14 protein-coding genes are annotated in these 21,237 nt (G+C 58.8%); 5 read left to right on the top strand and 9 right to left on the bottom strand.

Going from position 1 to position 21,237, the window contains the following annotated elements; all coding sequences use genetic code 11:
- Window positions 1-188 precede the first annotated feature (188 nt).
- From BW995_RS03935 to BW995_RS03920, 4 genes are all read right to left on the bottom strand, one after another.
- Window positions 189-860 (bottom strand): OmpA/MotB family protein, encoded by a 672-nt coding sequence (locus tag BW995_RS03935; RefSeq protein WP_076398829.1) that lies wholly within the window; start codon window positions 858-860, stop codon window positions 189-191.
- Complete coding sequence (locus tag BW995_RS03930) at window positions 860-1,660, bottom strand: motility protein A (protein ID WP_076398828.1); 801 nt, start codon at window positions 1,658-1,660, stop codon at window positions 860-862. Before BW995_RS03930 ends, BW995_RS03935 begins: the two co-directional genes overlap by 1 nt.
- 239 nt (window positions 1,661-1,899) lie before the next feature.
- On the bottom strand, window positions 1,900-3,207 hold the full coding sequence (locus BW995_RS03925; protein WP_076398827.1) for an HlyD family type I secretion periplasmic adaptor subunit: 1,308 nt from the start codon (window positions 3,205-3,207) through the stop codon (window positions 1,900-1,902).
- Window positions 3,204-5,036 carry a peptidase domain-containing ABC transporter gene (locus BW995_RS03920; protein WP_076398826.1) on the bottom strand — a complete coding sequence of 611 codons (1,833 nt, stop codon included), beginning with the start codon at window positions 5,034-5,036 and terminating at the stop codon, window positions 3,204-3,206. The genes BW995_RS03925 and BW995_RS03920 overlap by 4 nt, the downstream gene beginning before the upstream one ends.
- A gap of 185 nt (window positions 5,037-5,221) precedes the next feature.
- Between BW995_RS03920 and BW995_RS03915 the strand changes: the two genes are divergently transcribed.
- Window positions 5,222-7,489 (top strand): CHASE2 domain-containing protein, encoded by a 2,268-nt coding sequence (locus tag BW995_RS03915; protein ID WP_084194546.1) that lies wholly within the window; start codon window positions 5,222-5,224, stop codon window positions 7,487-7,489.
- Between the two features lie 720 nt (window positions 7,490-8,209).
- Entirely contained in the window at window positions 8,210-10,144 is a 1,935-nt protein-coding gene (locus tag BW995_RS03905) for an acyltransferase family protein (RefSeq protein WP_076398825.1), read from the top strand.
- 124 nt (window positions 10,145-10,268) lie between these two features.
- Here BW995_RS03905 and BW995_RS03900 read toward each other — a convergent pair whose 3' ends face one another.
- A complete protein-coding gene (locus BW995_RS03900) occupies window positions 10,269-10,757 on the bottom strand; it encodes an Lrp/AsnC ligand binding domain-containing protein (protein ID WP_175616969.1) in 489 nt (162 codons plus the stop codon).
- Between the two features lie 196 nt (window positions 10,758-10,953).
- Here BW995_RS03900 and putA point away from each other — a divergent pair, with 196 nt between their 5' ends.
- Both putA and BW995_RS03890 read left to right on the top strand, forming a co-directional pair.
- Window positions 10,954-14,829, top strand: a complete 3,876-nt coding sequence (gene putA / locus BW995_RS03895; RefSeq protein WP_076398823.1) for a bifunctional proline dehydrogenase/L-glutamate gamma-semialdehyde dehydrogenase PutA — start codon at window positions 10,954-10,956, stop codon at window positions 14,827-14,829.
- A 125-nt stretch (window positions 14,830-14,954) separates the two neighbouring features.
- Window positions 14,955-15,569 carry an alpha/beta fold hydrolase gene (locus BW995_RS03890; protein ID WP_076398822.1) on the top strand — a complete coding sequence of 205 codons (615 nt, stop codon included), beginning with the start codon at window positions 14,955-14,957 and terminating at the stop codon, window positions 15,567-15,569.
- A gap of 79 nt (window positions 15,570-15,648) precedes the next feature.
- On the opposite strand, the gene BW995_RS03885 is transcribed toward BW995_RS03890, so the two are convergent.
- From BW995_RS03885 to BW995_RS03875, 3 genes are all read right to left on the bottom strand, one after another.
- On the bottom strand, window positions 15,649-16,104 hold the full coding sequence (locus tag BW995_RS03885; RefSeq protein WP_076398821.1) for a ferritin-like domain-containing protein: 456 nt from the start codon (window positions 16,102-16,104) through the stop codon (window positions 15,649-15,651).
- Window positions 16,105-16,270: 166 nt separating this feature from the next.
- Window positions 16,271-17,695 (bottom strand): pyruvate kinase, encoded by a 1,425-nt coding sequence (pyk, locus tag BW995_RS03880; protein WP_076398820.1) that lies wholly within the window; start codon window positions 17,693-17,695, stop codon window positions 16,271-16,273.
- A gap of 152 nt (window positions 17,696-17,847) precedes the next feature.
- Window positions 17,848-18,777, bottom strand: a complete 930-nt coding sequence (locus tag BW995_RS03875) for a DMT family transporter (protein WP_076398819.1) — start codon at window positions 18,775-18,777, stop codon at window positions 17,848-17,850.
- Between the two features lie 323 nt (window positions 18,778-19,100).
- Here BW995_RS03875 and BW995_RS03870 point away from each other — a divergent pair, with 323 nt between their 5' ends.
- Window positions 19,101-20,000: an N-formylglutamate amidohydrolase gene (locus BW995_RS03870; RefSeq protein ID WP_084194545.1), complete on the top strand. Its 900-nt coding sequence runs from the start codon at window positions 19,101-19,103 to the stop codon at window positions 19,998-20,000.
- A 405-nt stretch (window positions 20,001-20,405) separates the two neighbouring features.
- Here BW995_RS03870 and BW995_RS03865 read toward each other — a convergent pair whose 3' ends face one another.
- On the bottom strand, window positions 20,406-21,203 hold the full coding sequence (locus tag BW995_RS03865; protein WP_076398818.1) for an alpha/beta fold hydrolase: 798 nt from the start codon (window positions 21,201-21,203) through the stop codon (window positions 20,406-20,408).
- Between the last annotated feature and the right edge of the window lie 34 nt (window positions 21,204-21,237).

The following is a 21,237-nucleotide window of genomic DNA, read 5'->3' as shown; positions in this document are numbered from 1 at the left end:
AGACAATGCGACAGAACGAAACATTAGAGCATTTTTCGTTCTCTCTGGATCACTTCAAATGCTCTAATATATTGTATTTTCAGCAAATGCGTCGTCGCAGATGGATCCATCTGCTCGGGATTTGCTCTAAGGCACCGGCGAGGTGTGGAGCAGCGCTCCGCGTCCTTGTTTCCTCTTCCTGAAACCCGTCAGCGCGGATAAATCCGAACCACCACCCGTCGGTTGATTTCCTGATTCTGTTCCAGCGCCTCGCCATTCGGGCCACGGTTGGGCACCTTCGGCGAGGTATCGGCCAGTCCGACCGCCTTCATCCGGGACGGTTCGATCCCCGCCTGCAGGAAGTAGCGAACCACCGCGCTGGCGCGACCGGCAGACAGTTCCCAGTTGGAGGGATACTGCGGGGTGTGGATCGGGGTGTCATCGGTATGCCCCTGAACCTCGACCTGAAAGCCGATATAGCGGTCGGCGGCAAGGGTGGCGGAAATTTTGCCCAGAATCGGCCCGGCTTCGGGACCGAATTCAGCCGATCCGGGGGCAAAGAACGACCCGGTGGCCATTTCCAGCGTCACGCCTTGGGTGTCGGTGCCGATGCCGACCTGATCCTCGACCTTTAGCGACTTCAGGACTTCCTGCATTTCCTGTCGCAGGTTTTCGACCGGGGTTTCGCTGTTGCGGTTCCCGATGCCTTTGGCCACCCCGGCTTTGACCTGCTCGAACAAGACCGTATCGACCTTGGAGATTGATGCCAGCATCACAAAGAAGCACAGCATCAGGGTGGTCATGTCGGCAAAGGTGGTCATCCAGTCTTCTTCTGGTTCCTTCCGTTTGGGAGGATTGATATTGCTGCCATTGCCAAGCATCAGGAATTCCCCCGCATCTTGTCGATGCTGAAGTGAATGGACGGGTCGAGGAAGGCGTTCATCCGGTCTTGAATGTAGCGCGGGCTTTTGCGTTCGGCCAGCAGAGCCAGTCCTTCGGCAACCAGATAGTTGCGGAAGCGGACAATTTCCTCGCGCTGCTGCACCTTGGAAGCGGCGGGCAGCAAGATCAGGCGGGCGAACAGGATGCCGTACAGGGTGGTGATCAGCGCCACCGCCATCCCCGGACCCAGTTTGCTGGGGTCGCTGGCCATCTTGTCGAGCATGATGATCAGACCGACCAGTGTCCCGATCATCCCGAACGCTGGGGCGGTCGAGCCCATGCTGCGCAGGATATCGGCCTGAGTGGTGTTGCGCTGAAAGGTGGTTTCAACGGTGGTTGCCAGAATTTCGCGGATTTCCTGACCGGTATACCCTGAAATGACCAGATCAATCCCGAAGCCGAGGAAGCGGTCCTGTTTCCGGACTTTGCCTGCATCGGCTTCCAGTCCGGGCAGGCCGTTCTTCTGGATGATATAGCCCCAGCGAATGACCCGCCCGACTTCCTGCGTCAAAATGCCGCGTCCGACCTTGTTGGCGAACAGGATCGATTGCAAGCCGCGCAGGGACAGCAGGACATAGCGTGGTTCGAATGACACGAAAGTGGCGGCAAATGTGCCGCCGATCACCATCACAAAACTCGCGAGGTCCAGAAAAACAAGATAATTGTCGGTGGAAATGACGACCGAGCCGACAAACAGGGCAAAGCCCATCAGCGTGCCGAGAATAGTGGCGAACGACATGAGACCCTACATGCTCCCCTGTTCTGTGCCCCATGACAGGCCAGAAACCGCTTCCAAAAGCTGCTGACAGGGTGCTGCAATTCATCGAGAAGGGCAAGCATTTCTCGTATAGGTTTGTTTATAAAAGAAAAATATGGTCAATAGTGCAAATGGTCCTGACCCTGTTTTCCATGAGGGCATCCTGCCACCGTGCCGCCCACCGTGTGGCGTCGTACGGGTGACTGGATGCCCCCGCAGTTCTACCGTTCGCGGAAAGCCTCGTGGCGCATCTTCAGGACGGGTTTGACCAGATACTCCAGAACCGAACGGGTGCCGGTGTGGATGTCCACGGTGGCCTGCATGCCGGGGGTGATGGCGTATTCTCCGGCATCCTTGCCGAGGTAGTATTTCTCGAGGGTGACCACCACCCGGAAATAGGGGTTGCCCTTGTCGGGGGTGGTGGAATCCGGGGCCACCAGCGCCACCTTGCCTTTCAGGCCACCGTAGCGGGCATAGTCATAGGTGGAAATCTTGACCGTCGTATCCTGCCCGACCGCGACATAGCCGCGATCAACCGGGTTCAGGCGGGCCTCGATCACCAGATTGTCCTGTGACGGCACGATATCCATGATTGGCTCACCGGCTTTGACCACGCCGCCGATGGTGTTGTAACGCATGTTCTTGACCACTCCGACAATCGGGCTGCGGATTTCGGTGCGGTCCTGCTGGTCGGTGGCCTTGTTCTGCAGTTCCTGATTGCGGGCGAGATTCAGTTCGACCTCGGAAAGTTGCTCGCGGGCTTCGCGCTGATAACGCAGCTTTTCTTCCTGTTGCCGTCCCTGTGCTTCGGCCAGCGACGAGGCAACACGGGGCTTGGCGGCCTGAATCGAGGCCAGTTCCCCCTGTAACTGCTCGGTTTCGGATTGCAGTTGCAGGTGATCCATTTTCGCGGTCAGCCCGTCAGATAGCAGGGATGCCGACATGGCCAGCTTGCGACGGGACAGGTCAAGGTTGGTGCTGAGGGAGCGTTCTCTGGTCGCCAGTTCCCGCATCTCGCTTTCGCGCTGGCGGACCTGTTCATCCAGCACGGTGATGGTTGCGGCCAGTTCACTGGTGCGGGCCTTATAGGCTTGCTCTTCGGCTGCCCGCAGGGTTGGGCGGCGCTTGGCGACGTCTTCGGGGAAGCTCAGCGGCAGACCATTGGCTTCGGCGGTCAGGCGGGCATGGGTCAGCTTCAGGCCGTCGATACGAACCTGCAGCTCCTCGTTGTTCATACCGCCTGCGGCCAGATCAAGCTGCATCAGGCGCGCCCCTTCGTGGACCAGATCGCCTTCGGTGACATAGATGTCGGTGATCAGGCCACCTTCCAGATGCTGGATGACTTTCACCTTGCCCTGAGGGGTGACTTCACCCTCAGCTGAGGAGACTTCATCCAGTTGGGCCAGCGAGGCCCAGACCAGAAAGCTGGTCAGCAGCCCCATGACAATCCATGGCAACGGCTTTTTGTGGATATTCTGCGACGTCGCCAGCAACTCGTCCAGCGGCGAGGGAGTGGTGGGGGTGCTCATGCCTTGGGGCCCTCTGTCGCGGGTGGTGTTGCCCCCTGTGTCGCTGGAGGGGCTGTTGCTGCGGCGGCTTGCTGGGCCTTGGCCTGCTGTTGCGCAGCCAGAAAGCGCATCACCTCGGCGGTCGGGCCAGCGCACAGGATTTTGCCACCTTCCATCACCACCAGTGTGCGGCTGCCTTGCAGCAGGACAGGACTGTGGGAGACAATCACCACCGAGCGGCTTTTGGCCAGCTCACTGAGAGTGTGGCGAAGCTGTTCCTCGGCCTGCCGGTCGAGGCTGCCCGACGGTTCATCCATCAGCAACACCGGCGGCTGCCCAACCAGCGCGCGGGCAATGGCGATGCGTTGCCGCATGCCACCGGACAGCAGTCCGCCAGCTTCGCCCACGTTGGTGGCATAGCCGTCGGGCATGTCGATGACGAACTGATGAACGCCTGCCGCCTGTGCCGCACTCAGGATGTCTTCGTCACTGGCGCCGGGCTTGCCCTGAGCGATATTGTCACGGATCGAGCCTGCGAACAGGACGCTTTCCTGTGGCACATAGCCAATCCAGTTGGCGAGTTCCCGGCGGGTGAACTGGCTGATGTCGGCGCCATCCAGCAGCACACGCCCCTGCGCGCAGGGGTACAGGCCGAGCATGATCTTCAGCAGGGTCGATTTGCCACAGCCGTTGCGGCCCATGATGGTGGTGATGCCGCCGGGAGTGATCTCAAGGGCCAGCTCGTCAATGACCGGCTTGCCGTCGGGGCGGTAGCGGAAGCTGACTTTTTCCAGCGTCAGCACACCCTTGGGCCGCGGCATGGTGAGGTGGGAGCTGGTGTTGTCCTGAGGGGACAGGAACAGACCGTTCAGTCGCTCGATCGACTGGCGGAAACCGGAATAGGTCTTCCACGCCCCGACCAACTGGTTCAGCGGTGACAGCAGGCGGCCAGACAGCATGTTGGCGGCAACCAGTCCGCCGATGGTCATGTCCTGATTGATGATCGCCAGCGCGCCGACGGTGGTCATCGACACGCTGGTGATCACGGTCAGGGCTTGCCCGATGTTGACATAACGGTCGTTCAACGTGCCGCGTTCCACCGACTGGTGGATGGTATCGCTTTGTTTGCTTTCCCAGATCGGGCGCAGGTGTTCGCCGAGAGACAGGGCCTTGATGGTGGTCCGGCCCATGATGGTTTCGGCCAGCAGGGCATCGCGGGATTGCTGGTTGGCCTTTTCCTTGTCAACCGATCGTCCCACCTGCCGGGCAGACAGCCAGGCGAGGGTCAGAAAGGCGCACAGGGCCACCAGCAGAACCCACGCCACCGGGGTGGCGATGATGAACACCAGCGCCATGAACAGGATGGCAAAGGGCAGGTCAAAAACCAGAATGGCCGACGAGCCGGACAGGGTGTTGCGCACCACATCAAGATCGCGGAACAACTGTTGCCAATAGCCCAGCGGGCGGCTTTCAAGGGTGCGCAGGGGCAGGGCCATCACCTTGTCGAACAACTGCCGCCCGATCTTGACATCCAGCGCCAGCGAAACGGCTTGCATCACCCGCGCCCGCATCTGGCGGAGCAGGAAATCAAAGGCAACCACCAGCGCCATGCCGATGGCCAGCCCGCTGAGGGTTGACAGACCGGCGTGGTACACCACCCGGTCGTACACCTGCAGAACAAACACCGGAGCGGCGAGGGCCAGCAGGTTCACGAACAGTGATCCGCCCGCGACCTCGAAAAACAGCGGGCGCAACGGCTTGAGGACCGGAGCCAGCCAGGCAGCCCGGAACGGCGACGAGGCAGGCCGTGCCGGCGTAGCCTGATGCGGCGGTGGGGCGGGGTTTCCCATTCTGATACCTGAGATTTAAAAACCTGAAGGGTCAGGGAACAGGAGGTCGTCCTGCTGGTCAAGGGGCTTACCGAAAATTCACCTGCCTGTGTCTGCGGCGCAACCGTTCGTATTGCCATGTTTGCACAGGAGTGCGGACAGGTGCTAAAACTCCCGCACAGTGGGGATGCCTGACAGGAACGATCATGGCGGTAAACGAGGCTGAAGTTCCGGCGCGCAAGCGTCGCTTTTCCGGGCTGGTCAAAGGGATGCGGGGGTCGTTCGGCTCCGGGCGACTGATTGCGCTGCTGGTGCTGGTGGCGCTGGTGGCGTTGCGGGTGGTTGATCCGGTGCCATTGCAGATGCTGCGGGTCAAGACCTTTGATATTTATCAGCGCATCAAGCCACGCGAAATTACCGAGCGTCCGGTGACCATTGTCGATCTGGATGACAAATCCCTGCGCGAAATCGGCCAGTGGCCGTGGCCACGGACAACGGTAGCCGCGCTGGTTGACCGCCTGACCGCCATGGGCGCGCTTGTTATCGGCTTCGACGTTGTGTTTGCCGAACCTGACCGCCTGTCTCCCTCAACCATTGCCCAGACCTTGCCGGGGCTGGACAGCGCGGTGCGCCAGCACCTTGGCGCCATGCCATCCAACGATCAGGTGCTGGCAAACTCCATCGCCCAAAGCCGGGTGGTGCTGGGGATGTCGGCCCGCACCAGCAAGGGCGAACAGGACAACAGCTCTGCCCCGGTGTCATCGGTGGCGGTGATCGGACCGGACCCCAATCCCTGGCTCAATCGCTATGCTGACGTTCTGCGCAATATTGATGTGCTGGATCAGGCCGCCGCCGGGCGGGGCCTGTTCAATATTGCCGGTGAACTGGATGGCATTGTGCGGCGGGTTCCGATGCTGGCATTGGCGGGCGACACCCGCTATCTGTCGTTGTCGGCAGAAATGCTGCGGGTGGCCACCCAGACCCCGACGGTGGCGGTGCGAACCGCCGAGCAGGACGGGGTTGAAAAGCTGGCCATTCGCCGGTTGTTGATCAAGACCGATGCGCAGGCGCAGACCTGGGTGTATTTCTCCCGCTATGACCGGGAAAAATATGTTTCGGCGCTGGATGTGCTGAACGGGACGGTTCCTGCCGACAAAATCGCCAACCATCTGATCCTGCTCGGGACGTCGGCGGTGGGCCTGCTCGATATTAAATCCTCGCCGCTCGACAGCTTTTTGCCGGGGGTGGAGGTCCACGCCAACATTCTGGAAAACATCATCCAGCAGACCCAGCTGAACCGCCCGCGCGACGCGGTGGGTAAAGAGCTGGTGCTGACCGCGCTGGCCGGTCTGGCGATGATCATTCTGGTGCCGCTGGCCGGTGCCCGTCTGACGGTGGTGATCCTCGCCGTGTTCATTCTGGGCACGCTGGGGGTGTCGTGGTGGTATTTTGCCCACGAGCTGACCTTGTACGATCCGGTCTATCCGGTTCTGACCGCGGTGATGCTGTATATGTATCTGACCTATTCCAACTATGCGCGCGAAGAAGCGCAAAAGCGGCAGGTGCGTGATGCTTTCAGCCGCTACATGAGCCCGGCACTGGTCGAACGTCTGGCCGAAGACCCCAGCCGCCTGAAGCTGGGTGGTGAAATGCGCGACATGACGCTGCTGTTCTGTGACGTGCGCGGCTTTACCACCATTTCCGAGCAGTTCAGCGATAACCCGGAAGGTCTGACCCGGCTGATCAACCGTTTTCTGACCCCGATGACCAACGTCATCCTCGACCGGCGCGGCACCATCGACAAATACATGGGCGACTGCATCATGGCCTTCTGGAATGCTCCGCTGGATGATGCCGAGCACGCCAGCAATGCCTGCCGGTCGGCGTTGGCGATGGTTGATTGCATGAAAGAGGTCAATGTCGAGCTGAAAGCCGAGGCCGACGCCAAGGGCAACCGCTATTTCCCGCTGAATGTCGGGATTGGCCTGAACTCGGGCAATGTCTGCGTCGGCAACATGGGGTCTGACCAACGCTTTGACTATTCGGTGCTGGGGGACAGCGTGAACCTGGCATCTCGTCTGGAAGGCCAGTCAAAGACCTATGGTGTTACGGTAGTGATTGGCGAGGCGACCTGTCACGAGGCCCCTGATTTTGCGGTACTGGAACTCGATTTGATCAAGGTGAAGGGCAAGACGTTGCCGGTTCGCATCTTTACCCTGTTGGGAGACGCGACGATGGCGGCCTCGGAGGCCTTTGTCGCCTTGCGCAAAGCCCATGAACAGATGCTGGAAGCCTATCGGGCGCAGCAGTGGGACCGTTCAGAGCAGGCAAAGGTCACCTGTCAGCAATTGGCTGTGGCCGCTGGTCTGTCGCTGGAGGGTTTGTATCACCTGTATGACGAGCGTCTGGCAGCGTATCGTGCGGCTCCTCCGGGTGAAGACTGGGATGGGGTGTTCACCGCAACCAGCAAGTAGAGATTTCTATTTTTAACGGTCTTTTCGATGATGGTTGAGGATCTCGGGCCTTGTGGACAACGAGGCTTTTCAAACTTGCCCGGACGTGTCTCAAACCTGGCCTTTGCGGAGGTCAGTGGTATGCGTGGCTATCTGACGAACGGGGAAGCATCGGTGAGTTACTGCCCGCCGAGCGAGGGCGTGGCTGCCGTCCTTCCCACGACAGTCGGCGCTTTATCAATGGCTACTTTACGTGCTACGGGGCGGCTGCCTATGGCGGGACATGCACGAACGTTACGGCAAATGGAATTCGGTCTATGTCTCTGGTTTCGCCGCCTCTGGTCGCTGTAAAGCTCTGGCCGCCAACCTTTGCCAACATGACCGGGGTCATCTTCATAATGTGATGTGTCAATATCCGATCACTGATTTGACACCTATTTCCAACTGTATACATATGATGTTTCGATCTGTATCCCCTATGTTTTAATTCGTTATTTGTTCTGATTAAGATCCTGATTGGTTATTTTGCCTGGAATTATCTTTACAAAATTCTGGCTCGTCCGTATTTTGGCGAAAAATCCGTGTAAGTGAACTCATGAAGATTGTTTGATTGTACTTGCCCTTTCCCAATGTATTTTTATGCATTAGGTGAAATCGTTTGCAAATATTTCGGCAGATCACCTCAATAGGATTGCTTGAAAAGAAGATAATTGCGGACGCTTTGTTTGTGTGGAAGTATGATTGAATTTTTTTCTCACTCACTTGCTTGAATTAAGTCAATTAGTGGTGGGTGATATGGAATATAGAAAAGACATTGATGGGTTGAGAGCCTTGTCTGTTGTCTCTGTTATTGCGTTTCACGCGATGGGCAGCGTCATTTCTGGCGGCTTTATTGGTGTTGATGTTTTCTTTGTTATTAGTGGTTACTTGATAACGAGCATAATAATATTTGAAACAATTAATGGAAAGTTTAGTTTTATTTCATTTTACGAACGTAGGTTTCGTCGAATACTTCCAGCTTTTTTCCTTGTTTCATTTTTATCATTATTTGTATCTGTTTTTTGTCTTTCGCCAAATCAGATGAAAGACTTTGCGCAGAGCTTTGCCGCTGCTGGTGTATCGGCGTCAAATTTTTTGTTTTGGCATGAAGCTGGTTACTTCGATGCGGATAGCTCTCTTAAGCCTCTGATACACACATGGAGTTTAGCGGTTGAAGAACAATATTATTTGTTCTTCCCGCTGTTTTTTTGCTTTCTTCTGAAAAAGAGGGAAGGTATTGTTATTGCATTTATTATTTCTCTTATGGTATCAAGCTTTGTATTTAGCTTGTATATTATTAATAAAGATAGTGCAGCAAATTTCTTTCTTCTGCCGTCGAGGGTATGGGAGCTTGTATCTGGTTCTTTGTGTGCATGGATACTTTATAGAAGGTCATTGCCAAAGTCTGCTATACTCTCATTTTTGGGAATTGTAATGATTCTCTCTTCATTTTTTATCTTTAGTGAAGAAACTCCATTCCCTGGAGTCTATACATCTATTCCTGTCGTCGGAGTTATGCTGGTTATCCTTTTTTCATCGAATGATCATGTCGTTGGGCGAACTCTGGGGGTAGCGCCTCTTTCTTTCATTGGTTTGATTAGTTATTCGGCTTATCTTTGGCATCAGCCGTTATTTGTATTTTCAAGGATAATTGGTTCTAAGGATTTGTCTGTGCCTATGATCGGGATTCTTGTTTTTGTAACGTTTCTGCTTTCTGTCCTTAGCTGGAAATTTGTTGAAACTCCTCTCAGAAACAAAAATTTTCTTAGTAGGAAGGTTGTTTTTTTATCAAGTTTTGTGGTCATTGCGGGGATGGTTGCTATTGGTGCCAGCGGTCATATAAGTCATGGCTTCATGAAGCAAAGGTTTAATGATGATCAGGCATCAGTTTTCATGAGTTCTAATCTGGATGATGCGGCTGAAAGATGTCAATATTCCAGAGATGACTCAGTGCAGTCTATTAACAGGGCCCCGTGTGTCTATAATCCAGATGGAGGGGTGGCTATTGCCGTGGTTGGTAATAGTCATGCGACGCCCATTAGCCCCGAGCTGGGGAAAGAGGTTGCTCAGCGTAATATGAGTGTCATCCAGTACGCGATTGGTGGGTGCTATGAGCTTACTGATGATGCTCACGGAATATGTGCAGCGTGGCATAATAAAGTAATTGATGATATTAATCATAATGAGAATATCAAATACGTTGTTATTTCATATAGAAATGATGGTTATGTTATGGATAGTAAATATATAAGTAGTATGAATAGAATGGTGGATAGCTTTCTAAAGAGAAATAAGGTGGTGATTTATGTTATGCAGGCACCTGTCATTATGCATCATATTGATAAGTACATATATGATAATTTAAAATATATCAGTGCTCCTGTCGCATCGAGATCTTTGGAAAGCTGGAGGGACATGTATATTGGTTTTGATGAGATTAAATCAATGCTGCCGGACAAGGTTATTGTTATTGATCCAGCAGAATATTTCTGTTCTTCGGAAGAATGCTATGCTATTCGTGACAAAAGAGCCCTGTATGTTGATGATAATCACATCTCTCCATACGCGGCATCTCTTGTAAGTAAGCAAATTGTCAATGCCATTCTATCTCAGGGGGGATGGGAACCTGACCGTTGAATTGCTGGTTCTGGATTTTGCCTGATACAGCTGTGTTCGTAATGGCGTCGCCTTGAAACGCAAATGGGGATTCTTGCGAATCCCCATTTGCGAAAGGATCATTGTAATTCAAAAGAATACACAGTTATTCCCCGACGATGGCATTCAGCGGAATGGTGGCCCGCGACAGGATTTCTTCCATCACCACATAGGTATGGGTTTCCTTGACCCCGGGCAGGGATACCAGTACGTCCCCCAGGAACGTGCGATAGCTGGCCATGTCCGGCAGACGGACCTTCAGGACGTAATCAAAGCCACCTGCCACCATGTGGCATTCCTGCACTTCCGGGCGCTGGCTGACCGCTTCGTGGAACTGGTCGAAAATCTCGGGGGTGGTGCGATCAAGCCCGACCTCGATAAAGCACGACAGGCTGCGACCAAGCTTGTGTGGATCAAGGACGGCGGTATACCCTAAAATATAGCCTTCCCGTTCCAGGCGGCGCATCCGCTCGAGGCAGGGCGTGGGGGACAGATTGACCCGACGCGACAGCTCGGCATTGCTGATTCGACCGTCGCGTTGCAGCTCGTCGAGGATCTTTAGATCGATAGCGTCGATTCGTCTGCTATCAGGCATTATTATAGACCTTTCGTCCTTCATATTGCGTTACTGATCGCATCTTATCCTAAAAAATCGCAAAACAAAAGTGAGATATTCTGCGGAGCTTTCTGTTAGGGAAGGGCGACACGGTACCTTGAGGGTACCACATGAAATCGCCCCTTCAGGGTACCCATATCAAATATGGACAGACAGGTCTTCGGGAGGCCATCACATGCTGCACCACACTCCGACGCCGTCCTGGCGTGATTTTCTGGCCGCTGATTACCGCCGTGACGAAGACGCGGTGGTCAGTGAACGGGTTGCCGCCGCGCGCATCAATGATCCGCAGCGGCAGGAACAGATCCGCCAGCGTGCCCGCAGCCTGATCCAGTCCGTGCGGGACAATCGTCTGCGCAAGGGCGGTGTGGATGCCCTGATGCACGAATACGACCTGTCAACGCAGGAAGGTCTGGTGCTGATGTGCCTGGCCGAAGCCCTGCTGCGTATCCCTGATAGCGATACGGCTGATGCGCTGATCCGCGACAAACTGGCCGGGACCGACTGGGAAAAGCATCTGGGGAACTCGTCGTCGATTTTCGTCAATGCCTCGACCATTGGCCTGATGCTGACCGGGCGCATTCTGGGCAAGGGCGACCTGCCGACCGATGCGCCGAACGGGGTGATGCGTCGTCTGGTGTCGCGTCTGGGCGAACCGGTGATCCGTCAGGCTCTGCGGCAGGCGATGCGCATCATGGGCAAGCAGTTTGTGCTGGGTCGCACGATGGCCGAAGCGATGGAGCGTGGTGCCGACAGCGAAAAGCGCGGCTACCGCTATTCCTTTGACATGCTGGGTGAGGCCGCCCGCACCGAGGAAGACGCCCAGAAGTATTATGTCTCCTATGAGCAGGCGATCCATGCGATTGGCAAGGCATCCAACGGTCGTGGCGTGATTGCCGGTCCGGGGATTTCGGTCAAGCTGTCGGCGCTGTATCCGCGCTATGAAGTCGCCAAGCGTGAGCAGGTTCTGGATATTCTGACCCGCCGCACGCTGGAACTGGCCAAGATTGCCAAGGCCTATGACATCGGCTTCTGCGTTGACGCCGAAGAAGCCGAACGGCTGGAGCTGTCGCTGGAAGTGATGGAAGCGGTCTATGGCAATCAGGCCCTCGATGGCTGGACTGGCTTCGGGCTGGCCATTCAGGCCTATTCCAAGCGCACCTACAAGCTGATTGACGTGCTGGCGGAAATGTCCAAGCGGGTTGGTCGCCGGATGAATGTCCGTCTGGTCAAGGGTGCCTATTGGGATGCGGAAATCAAGCGCGCCCAGGATTTGGGGCTGCCCGATTACCCGGTCTATACCCGCAAGGTTTCGACCGACGTGTCCTATATGGCCTGCGCCCGCAAGCTGTTTGACTATGGTGACCTGTTTTTCCCGCAGTTTGCCACCCACAACGCCCTGACCGTTGCCACCATTCTGGAGCTGTCGCAGGGCCGTCAGTTCGAGTTCCAGCGCCTGCACGGCATGGGCGAAGAGCTGTACGACGAGATTACGCCAGCGGACAGGCTGGGGATTGCCTGCCGCATTTATGCGCCGGTGGGGGGGCATGCCGAACTGCTGTCCTATCTGGTCCGTCGCCTGCTGGAAAACGGCTCGAACAGCAGCTTTGTCAACCGGCTGGTGGACGACAAGACCCCGATCGAAGACATCATTGCCGATCCGGTGGCCCGCGTGGCGGCTCTGGCCAGCAAGCGCCACCCGTACATTCCGATGCCCAAGGCCCTGTACGGCCAACAGCGCCGGAATTCCAGCGGTCTGGACCTGTCCGACAGCCTGCTGAACGAGCGCCTGTTTGCCGACCTGACCGCCCACGCCCAGACCCAGCCCAAGGCTGGCCCGATCATCAACGGCGTTGAACGCACTGCCGGGGCGAAGGCGGTCCTGTCTCCGGCGGATCGTGATACTCTGGTTGGATATGCTGCCGAAGCCACCGTGGACGAGGCGAAGGCCGCGATGGCGGCGGCTCAGGCGGCGTTCCCGGCATGGTCGGCAACCTCGGCGGAAGACCGGGCAGCCACTCTGGAGCGGGCCGCCGACGCGCTGGAAGCCCGCATGACTGAATTCATGTCGCTGTGCCTGCGCGAAGCGGGCAAGACCCTGCCCGATGGCGTGGCCGAGGTGCGTGAAGCGGTGGACTTCCTGCGTTATTACGCCATCGAAGCCCGCAAGCAGGCCGCCGCTGGCCTGAAGGGCCGGGGCGTGTTCGTCTGCATCAGCCCGTGGAACTTCCCGCTGGCCATTTTCACCGGTCAGGTGGTGGCGGCGCTGGTGGTCGGCAACACCGTGGTGGCCAAACCGGCGGAACAGACCACGCTGGTGGCCGCCGCGATGGTGCGCCTGCTGCACGACGCCGGTATTCCGACTGGTGCGTTGCAGTTGGTGCCGGGGCTGGGCGAAACGGTCGGTGCGGCTCTGGTGAGCGATGAGCGGGTGGCTGGCATTGCCTTTACCGGCTCGGTCGAGGTTGCCCATATCCTCAACCGCACGCTGGCCAGGCGCGGTCAGTCGATCCCTCTGATTGCCGAAACCGGTGGTCTGAATGCGATGATCGTTGACAGTTCGGCCTTGCCCGAACAGGTGATCCGCGATGCGGTTCTGTCAGCCTTTGGTTCGGCGGGGCAGCGGTGCTCGGCGCTGCGGGTGATGTACGTGCAGACCGATGTCGCCGATGGCATCATGAAGATGCTGAAGGGCGCGATGGAAGAACTGCGCGTCGGTGATCCGGCCCGTCTGGATACCGATGTCGGCCCGGTGATCGATGCTCCGGCGCTGGAGGCGCTGGAAAAGCATGCCCAGCGGATGGACCGCGAGGCCCGTTTGATCGCCACCAGCCCGCTGAGCAGCGATGCCCGCAACGGCACCTTCTTTGCGCCGCGCGCCTATGAAATCAGCAACCTGAAGGCTCTGCCGCACGAAGTGTTCGGCCCGATCCTGCATGTGGTGCGCTATCAGGCCAGCGAGTTGCCAGCGATCCTGCGCGAAGTGCGGGATACCGGCTATGGCCTGACCATGGGCATCCACACCCGCATTGATGCCAATGCCCGCCGCATTCAGGCCGCCAGCGCCGTTGGCAACACCTATGTCAACCGGTCGATGATCGGCGCGGTCGTTGGTGTGCAGCCGTTCGGTGGCGAAGGTCTGTCGGGGACCGGCCCGAAAGCCGGTGGCCCGAACTATCTGACCCGCTTTGGCCGCTTTGCCGAACAGGTGGCTCCGCAGGCGCAGGCCGGGACCGATCTGGCCCAGCAGGCGGCCCGCGTGGCGGCCAGCAGCCTGCCTGCGGCCCTGACTCCGGCCAGCTCGGCGGCGCTGGGCCGGGCAGCGGAAGCTCTGGCCCTGCATGCTCCGGCCCGTCCGGCGGCAGTTGAGGCACGGGTGGCGCTGGTGCAGTCGCTGCTGTCGGCCCTGTCGTCGCAGGCGGCAACGGTGGCGGCGACCCTGCTGCGCGATGGCGGTGCGGTCAGTGCCGAGCAGGCTGCCCAGCAGGTGGCGCTGTCGCTGGATGGCCTGAACCGCTTGCAGGCGCAGACGCTGGAAGAAACCGCCAAGCCGCTCGCGCTGCCCGGCCCGACCGGCGAACGGAACGAAATGTCCGTTCATCCGCGCGGGGTGGTGGCGGTGGTTGCCGCCCAGAATGGCAGCTTCAGCGGCTTTGTCCTGCGGGTGGCGGCGGCCCTGGCCGGTGGCAACCGGGTGGTGGCTGCCGGGGTGGCTTCGCTGGCCTCGGCCCTGTCGGCCCTGCTGAAGACCGCCGCTGTGCCCAGTGATCTGGCGACCGTCCATGCCGCCAATCAGGAAGAGCTGTGCGCCCTGCTGACCTCGCTGGACCTGCAGGCCGCCGGTCTGGAAGGCGACCTGCCGCAGGCGGTGGCAACGCTGGCGGCGCGTCCGCGGGCGATCATTCCGGTGGACAGCGACCCGGTCAGCCCGGCGACCTTGCACCGCTATCTGGTCGAGCGCTCGCTGTCGGTGGACATGACCGCTGCCGGTGGCAATGCCTCGCTGTTGATGCTGAACGAAGACGCTCCGGCGGCGCAGGCAGCGGCATAAGCTGGCGGGTGTAAACGGAAACGGGGCCTGCTCTGCCATTGTGCAGGGCAGGCCCCGTTTTTTATGCTTTGGGCTGACTTTTTTGGCGTCGTATGGTTGTCGGATATTTTCTGAAAGGGGACGTCATGGCACCGTGTAAAACGCTGTTTCTGCCGGGGGCCGGTGGGAGTGCCTCATTCTGGCAGACAGTGGCGACGGCTTTGCAACAGCGCGGTGTGATCGATGAGGCGGTGCTGTTGTCCTGGCCCGGTCTGGGGGATGAGCCTGCCGATCCCCGCATTGCCGGGCTGGATGATCTGGTGGCACTGGTTGCCGGGCACATGCAGCAGCCGGTGAACATCGTGGCCCAGTCGATGGGTGGGGTGATTGCTATCCGGCTGGCTTTGGCGATGCCGGATTTGGTCAACCGTCTGGTATTGACCGTGACTTCGGGCGGTGTGCCGGTGGCCGATCTGGGAGGCGAAGACTGGCGGCCCGAATATTTCGCCGCTTTTCCGCAGGCGGCCCGCTGGATTGCCGATCCGGTCGAGGATTTATCAGACCGGATGGCAGAACTTTCGATCCCAACCCTGTTGCTATGGGGGGATAAGGACCGCATCAGCCCGCCGGTGGTGGGGCAGCGGCTTCGGCAGATGCTGATGAATTCTACCCTGCATGTCCTGCCCGATGCAGGCCACGATCTGGCCGTGACGCACAGTTCACAGGTTGTGGCCCTGATTGCCGAGCATTTTTCTCTTTGAATGCCATAAAATGGGGTCCGGGGCCTCAAGGCCCCGGCGAGGTGTGGAGCAGCGCTCCACATCCTGTTTCCCTTCCTGATCAGGCCGCAGCGCGGGCGATCCATTTTTCAATGGCGGCGACGTGCTCGCTTTCCTCGGCAACGAACTCTTCGGCCATCGCCTTGATTTCCGGGTCGCTGGTTTCGGCCAGCACCTTGGCATAAAAGGCCAGCCCGCCTTTTTCGGCCTCAAGGGCGAGGGCGAGGGCCTGCTGGACATCCATGTTGGGGTCGGCACCCCAGATGGCTGCGGCTTCGGGGCTTTCGATGCTGGGCCACTCAAAGCCGTCGGGGCCAATCTCCGGCAGGTCGTGGAAGCCGCCGCGCTGGCGGGCTTCGTCGAGGTGCATGCGCGAGAACGTCGCCATCTGGCGGAAGAACTGTTCGACCTCGCGGTTTTCAAAGGTTTGCGCCATGTCGGCAAGTTCATCAAAGCGCAAAGCGGCTTCCTGTTCCAGGCGCGCGGCATAGACAAGGAATTGTTCTACAGACTGCATCCATCTTCTCCACTCACGGGGCTACATATTGGGGGAGCAGCCAGAGGCCTTTTGTGGCCCTTTCCGACAGGTGGACAGACTGTAGCAGATTATCCACAATCCGCGCACGGATGTTTTTTTAAGCATGCTTAAAAAAGTGCCGGGCGCGGATTGGTCGAGGGTGGTCTTACACTTCGTCGTCGATCCAGGCGATGCGCAGGATATTGGTGGTCCCCGGTGTGCCAAAAGGAACGCCAGCCACGATCACCACCCGCTCGCCGAGGGCGGCGAATTCGTCGTGACGGGCGACCTTGCAGCCCCGGCGTACCATGTCGGCAAAGAAGGCGAGGTCTTCGACTTCGACCGAGTGGGCCCCCCACACCAGAGCCAGACGGCGGGCGGTGCTTTTTTCCGGCGTCAGGCTGAGGATCGGAGCCTTCGGGCGCTGGCGGGCAACGCGCAGGGTGGTCGAACCGGACGAGGTAAAGGTCACGATGGCCTTGGCGCCGATGGTGGCGGCCACCTGACTGGCGGCGGCGGCAATGGCGTCGGCGGCAGTGCTTTCCGGGTCTTCGCGCTCGCTGTCGCGAATGCGGAAATAGGTGGTGTCCTGTTCGACGGTGTGAATGATCTTGTTCATGATCGCCACCGCGTCGAGCGGATACTTGCCCGAGGCCGTTTCCGCCGACAGCATCACCGCGTCGGCACCGTCATAAATGGCGGTGGCCACGTCCGATGCTTCGGCGCGGGTCGGGGTCGGGGCGAAAATCATGCTTTCCAGCATCTGGGTGGCGACCACCACCGGCTTGCCAATGCGGTGGCAGCATTCGATGATGCGCTTTTGCAGGATCGGCACGGTTTCCGGCGGGCTTTCGACCCCCAGGTCACCACGGGCGACCATGATGGCGTCGGACAGCTCGACGATTTCATCGAGATAGTCAATCGCCGACGGCTTTTCGAGCTTGGAAATCACCGCTGCCCGCCCGGCAATCAGCTTGCGGGCTTCGGCGACGTCTTCCGGGCGCTGAACGAACGACAGGGCCACCCAGTCGGCCCCCAGATCAAGACCAAAGGCCAGATCGCGGCGGTCCTTGTCGGTCAGGGCAGAAATCGGCAGCACTTCGCCGGGGACATTGACGCCCTTGCGGTCGGACAGCGGCCCGCCGACCAGCACGCGGGTCAGGGCAAAGTCGCCACCGTGTTCTTCAACGCGAACCCGGATTTTGCCATCATCCATCAGCAGCTCGGTGCCGATCTGCATGGCGGCAAAGATTTCCGGGTGGGGCAGGGCGACGCGGCTGGCATCGCCGGGGGTTGGGTCCATGTCAAGGCGCAGGGTGGTGCCGGGCAGCAGCTCGACGCGGCCTTCGGCAAAGGTGCCGACGCGCAGCTTGGGGCCTTGCAGGTCCATCAGGATTGCAATCGGGCGGCCGAGCTTGCTTTCGATCGCCCGAATCATGTCATAGCGTTTCTTGTGGTCTTCGTGGGTTCCGTGGCTGAAATTCAGCCGGAACACGTCCGCACCGGCGCGAAACAGGCTCTCGATTGCCTCGGGGGTGCTGCTGGAGGGGCCAAGCGTAGCAATAATCTTAGCGTTTCTTGTGCGTCTCATGGCGAAATTGACCGTCCCTGGGCAGAAGAATATGGAAGGAAACTATAGCTCGTTCCTGTGTCCGATGGTAACCGAAATCCGCACGCAGAGAGTCGGTTTAATCGGACCATCACAAAATTCTTCTGCCCAAAGAAAGCTTTAGCCGATGGTCTTTAGACTTTTTGACTGGCTCGGCGGGCAATCAGGATACCGGCCAGAACGATCAGGCCACCAATTCCCTGCCACGGCGACATGCTTTCACCGAGCAAAAGCCAGGCTAATAAAGCTGCGCAGGCGGGTTGCCACAGCAGGCTGACCGAGCTGAAAGCGGGCGGAAGGTGGGCGAGGGCAAAGGTGATCAGGCTTTGCCCGGCGACGTGGGAAATCAGGGCCAGCCCGATCAGTACCGACCAGGCGTAGGAGCTTTGCGGCCAGAGGGATTCCCCCATTGCCCAGGAAACCACTGACAGGATCAGAATGTTGGACACCGCGCTCCAGGTCATGATGGTGGCGGTGGAATACAGGCTGCGCAGGCGACCAACCGACAGGATGTAGCCAGCATAAAAGACCGAGGTCAAAAGGCCAAGGGCATCGCCGGACAAGTGATCACGCGACACGCTCAGGCTGTCGCCCATCAGGGTGATGGCCCCGACCATGGCCATCACCATCCCGACAACAAAGGTCAGGGTGGGCCGGTGCGAGAACAGGATCCAGGCAAACAGGGCGACGAACACCGGGGCAAAATTTGCCAGCAAGGTCGCATTGGTGACGGTGGTCAGGGTAATGGCGATGTGCCAGACCGCCAGGTCAGCGGCAAAGAACAGACCGGGAATACTGAGCCGGACCCAATCCTGTACGGTTTGTGGTCGGCGGACCTGCATCCCCTTGGCTCTGGCCTGCCGTTGTTCCCACAGCATCCACACCCACAGCAGGGGCCATGCCAGCGCCAGACGCCAAAAGCCGGTGGCAACCGGGCCGATTTCCGACAGGCGGACGAAGATCGGGGCAAAGCCGATGGCCGTTGCTCCCAGCATCAGGGCGGGAAGGGCCAGCTTGACGACAGAGGCCGCAGGGTGAGGGGCGGCAGAGGACACGGTACTCATGGTGATGGCGATGCTTTCTGATCAAAAAGGTGCTGGCGGGCTGAGCAGGCCATACAGGGAAACGGCCCTGATTTCCAGTTTGCCGATGCGGGGCGGGACGCCTTTAGCATAAAGCAGGGATAAGGCCGACGAATCCGACTGGATTTGGCCGGGAGCACTGCGGTGCCAGAGGTTCCCTCTTTTGCCCTGCCGCATTGGTGGGTGCTGCACTGCAACTATGGTCAAGCAGGGGCGTGCCGTGATAGATTTGTCACGCATACGGTTGCTTCGTGAAATGCAGCCTCGCATCCCCCCTTGTTTCCTTGCCGGAGTGTCACTGTCCAATGACCTCTTCTTCTGCTTTTGCTCATGTGCAGCGGTCCCGTGCTGTTGGCGGAGAGGCTGCTGCGTTGAAGGGTAACCATCGGGATTTGGCCCATCGCCTGCTGGCCGCCGACGAACCGGCCGCCTGTCAGGTGATCAATCCTCTTGGGCAAGCTCCGTTAGTGCTGGTCTGTGACCATGCCAGCAACCGTGTGCCCCATGCCTTGAATAATCTGGGGTTACCCGCGGGTGAGCTGGATCGTCATATCGGCTATGACATCGGCATTGCTGAGGTCACGCGCCATTTGGCGATGGCGCTCGATTGCCCGGCGGTACTGTGCAATTACTCGCGGTTGGTGGTCGATTGCAACCGGGCTCCGCACGACGGCACGGCAATGCCGGAGACAAGCGACGGCACGGTGATCCCGGCCAACCTCGGACTGACGGAAATCCATCGTGCCGCCCGGCGCGAGGCGATTTTCTATCCTTATCATGCGGCAATTACCGACGTGGTGATTTCATCCTGCGAGCGCCTGCAGGGGCGGACGCCGATGATCGTGGCAATGCACAGCTTCACCCCCTGCCTGAAGGATGCCGGGTGCGACCGGCCATGGCATGTCGGGCTGTTGTGGAACCGTGATGGCCGCCTGTTTACCGCCTTGCAATCGGCCTTGCAGCAGCAGGGCTGGTGCGTTGGTGATAACCAGCCCTATTCCGGGCGCGAGATTGCCCACACCCTGAACACCCATGCCGAACCGGCGGGGCTGGCCCATGTCGGGGTTGAAATCCGGCAGGATTTGATCGGAGATACCGACGGGGCCAAGGCATGGGCGGGGCACTTTGCCCAAGCTCTGCGGCCGTTGCTGGGACAGAATGACCTGCTACGGCCGGTTCTGGCTGACGAATTGCTGCCGGGGTGATGTCTCATTCGCTTGTCTGGCGGGCAAAACAGGCGTAGCATCAGCGGTGGTTGTTTCCATAGGCCCCTCCGCGAATGATTGAGAGCTGACCGGAGCGGTATCGTTTGGGGCGGTTGCCAGCCGAGCCGACGGACGCTGCGGAAACAACCTCTTCGTATGTCCTGTTCATCCTCAGACCTTACCCGATGGAGGTCGAGGGGCCTTGACTGGTCGCAGGGCAGGCGGAGACGGCAGCATCGGTGCTGGTTGTTTCTGTAAGCCCCTCCGCGAATGATTTAGAACTGACCGGAGTGGTATCGTTTGGAGCGGTTGCCAGTCGAGCCGGCGGACGCTACAGAAACAATCCCTGTTCAGGCCGCCGTGCATCACAGCCGATGCACGGCGGTTTTGTCATGGGCACACGCCCTATCCCCGATGGCGGTCAAGGAAACCCATCACCTGTTCCATGAAGATCTCCGGCGTTTCGGCGTGCGGCCAGTGACCCCCACCGGGAATGCGGTACAGCCCGTGGTCGAGGAACAGGCGGCGGATGGCCGATTCGTAGTCCGGCAGGACGTAGTTGGAGGCTCCGCCCGCGAGGAAGAAGCTGGGGTTGGTGAATGGCTCGACATCTTCCGGCAGCGGAAAGTCCATCAGGGCGGGCAGGCTGGCGGCCAGACCATCCAGATTGATCTGCCAGCGCAACTGCTCGCTGCCCTCATCCTGTACCAGATTCTGCATCAGGAACTTGCGGATCATCGTTTCGGTGATGGTGTCTTCCAGCAGCGCCTCGACCTCTGACCGGCGGCTGATGCCGGTCAGGGTGACGTCCTGCATTGCCTTGATATAGCCGCCGTGTTCGCGCGGACCATAGGGCACCGGGGCCACATCGACCGCCACCAGCAGGTCCACCCGCTCGGGGTGCAGCAGGGCAAGCTGCATTGCAGTCTTCCCCCCCATCGAGTGGCCGATGATCGTGGCCGAGGGCAAGGCATGCTCATCCATCCAGTTGGCAACGACCTGTGCCATATAGGGGTAGTCCATCGCCCCGGCGGTCCATTCGCTGCGGCCATGGTTCGGCAGGTCAAGGGCAAAGACGTGATAGCTGTTGGCCAGTTTGCGGGCAATGGTTCCCCAGTTGCGGCCAGAGCCGAACAGGCCGTGCAGAATCAGCAACGGCGGGCGGGAGGCATCGCCGTGTTCAAGAAAGGCCAGGCTGGACATTGTGAACTCCACGGAATGAAAACAGTGTGTAGAT

The sequence above is a fragment of the Insolitispirillum peregrinum genome (assembly GCF_900156605.1).
Classification (GTDB): domain Bacteria; phylum Pseudomonadota; class Alphaproteobacteria; order Rhodospirillales; family Rhodospirillaceae; genus Insolitispirillum; species Insolitispirillum peregrinum.
Note: the sequence above shows the minus strand (reverse complement) of the source record. Positions and strands in the feature narration are given on the sequence as shown.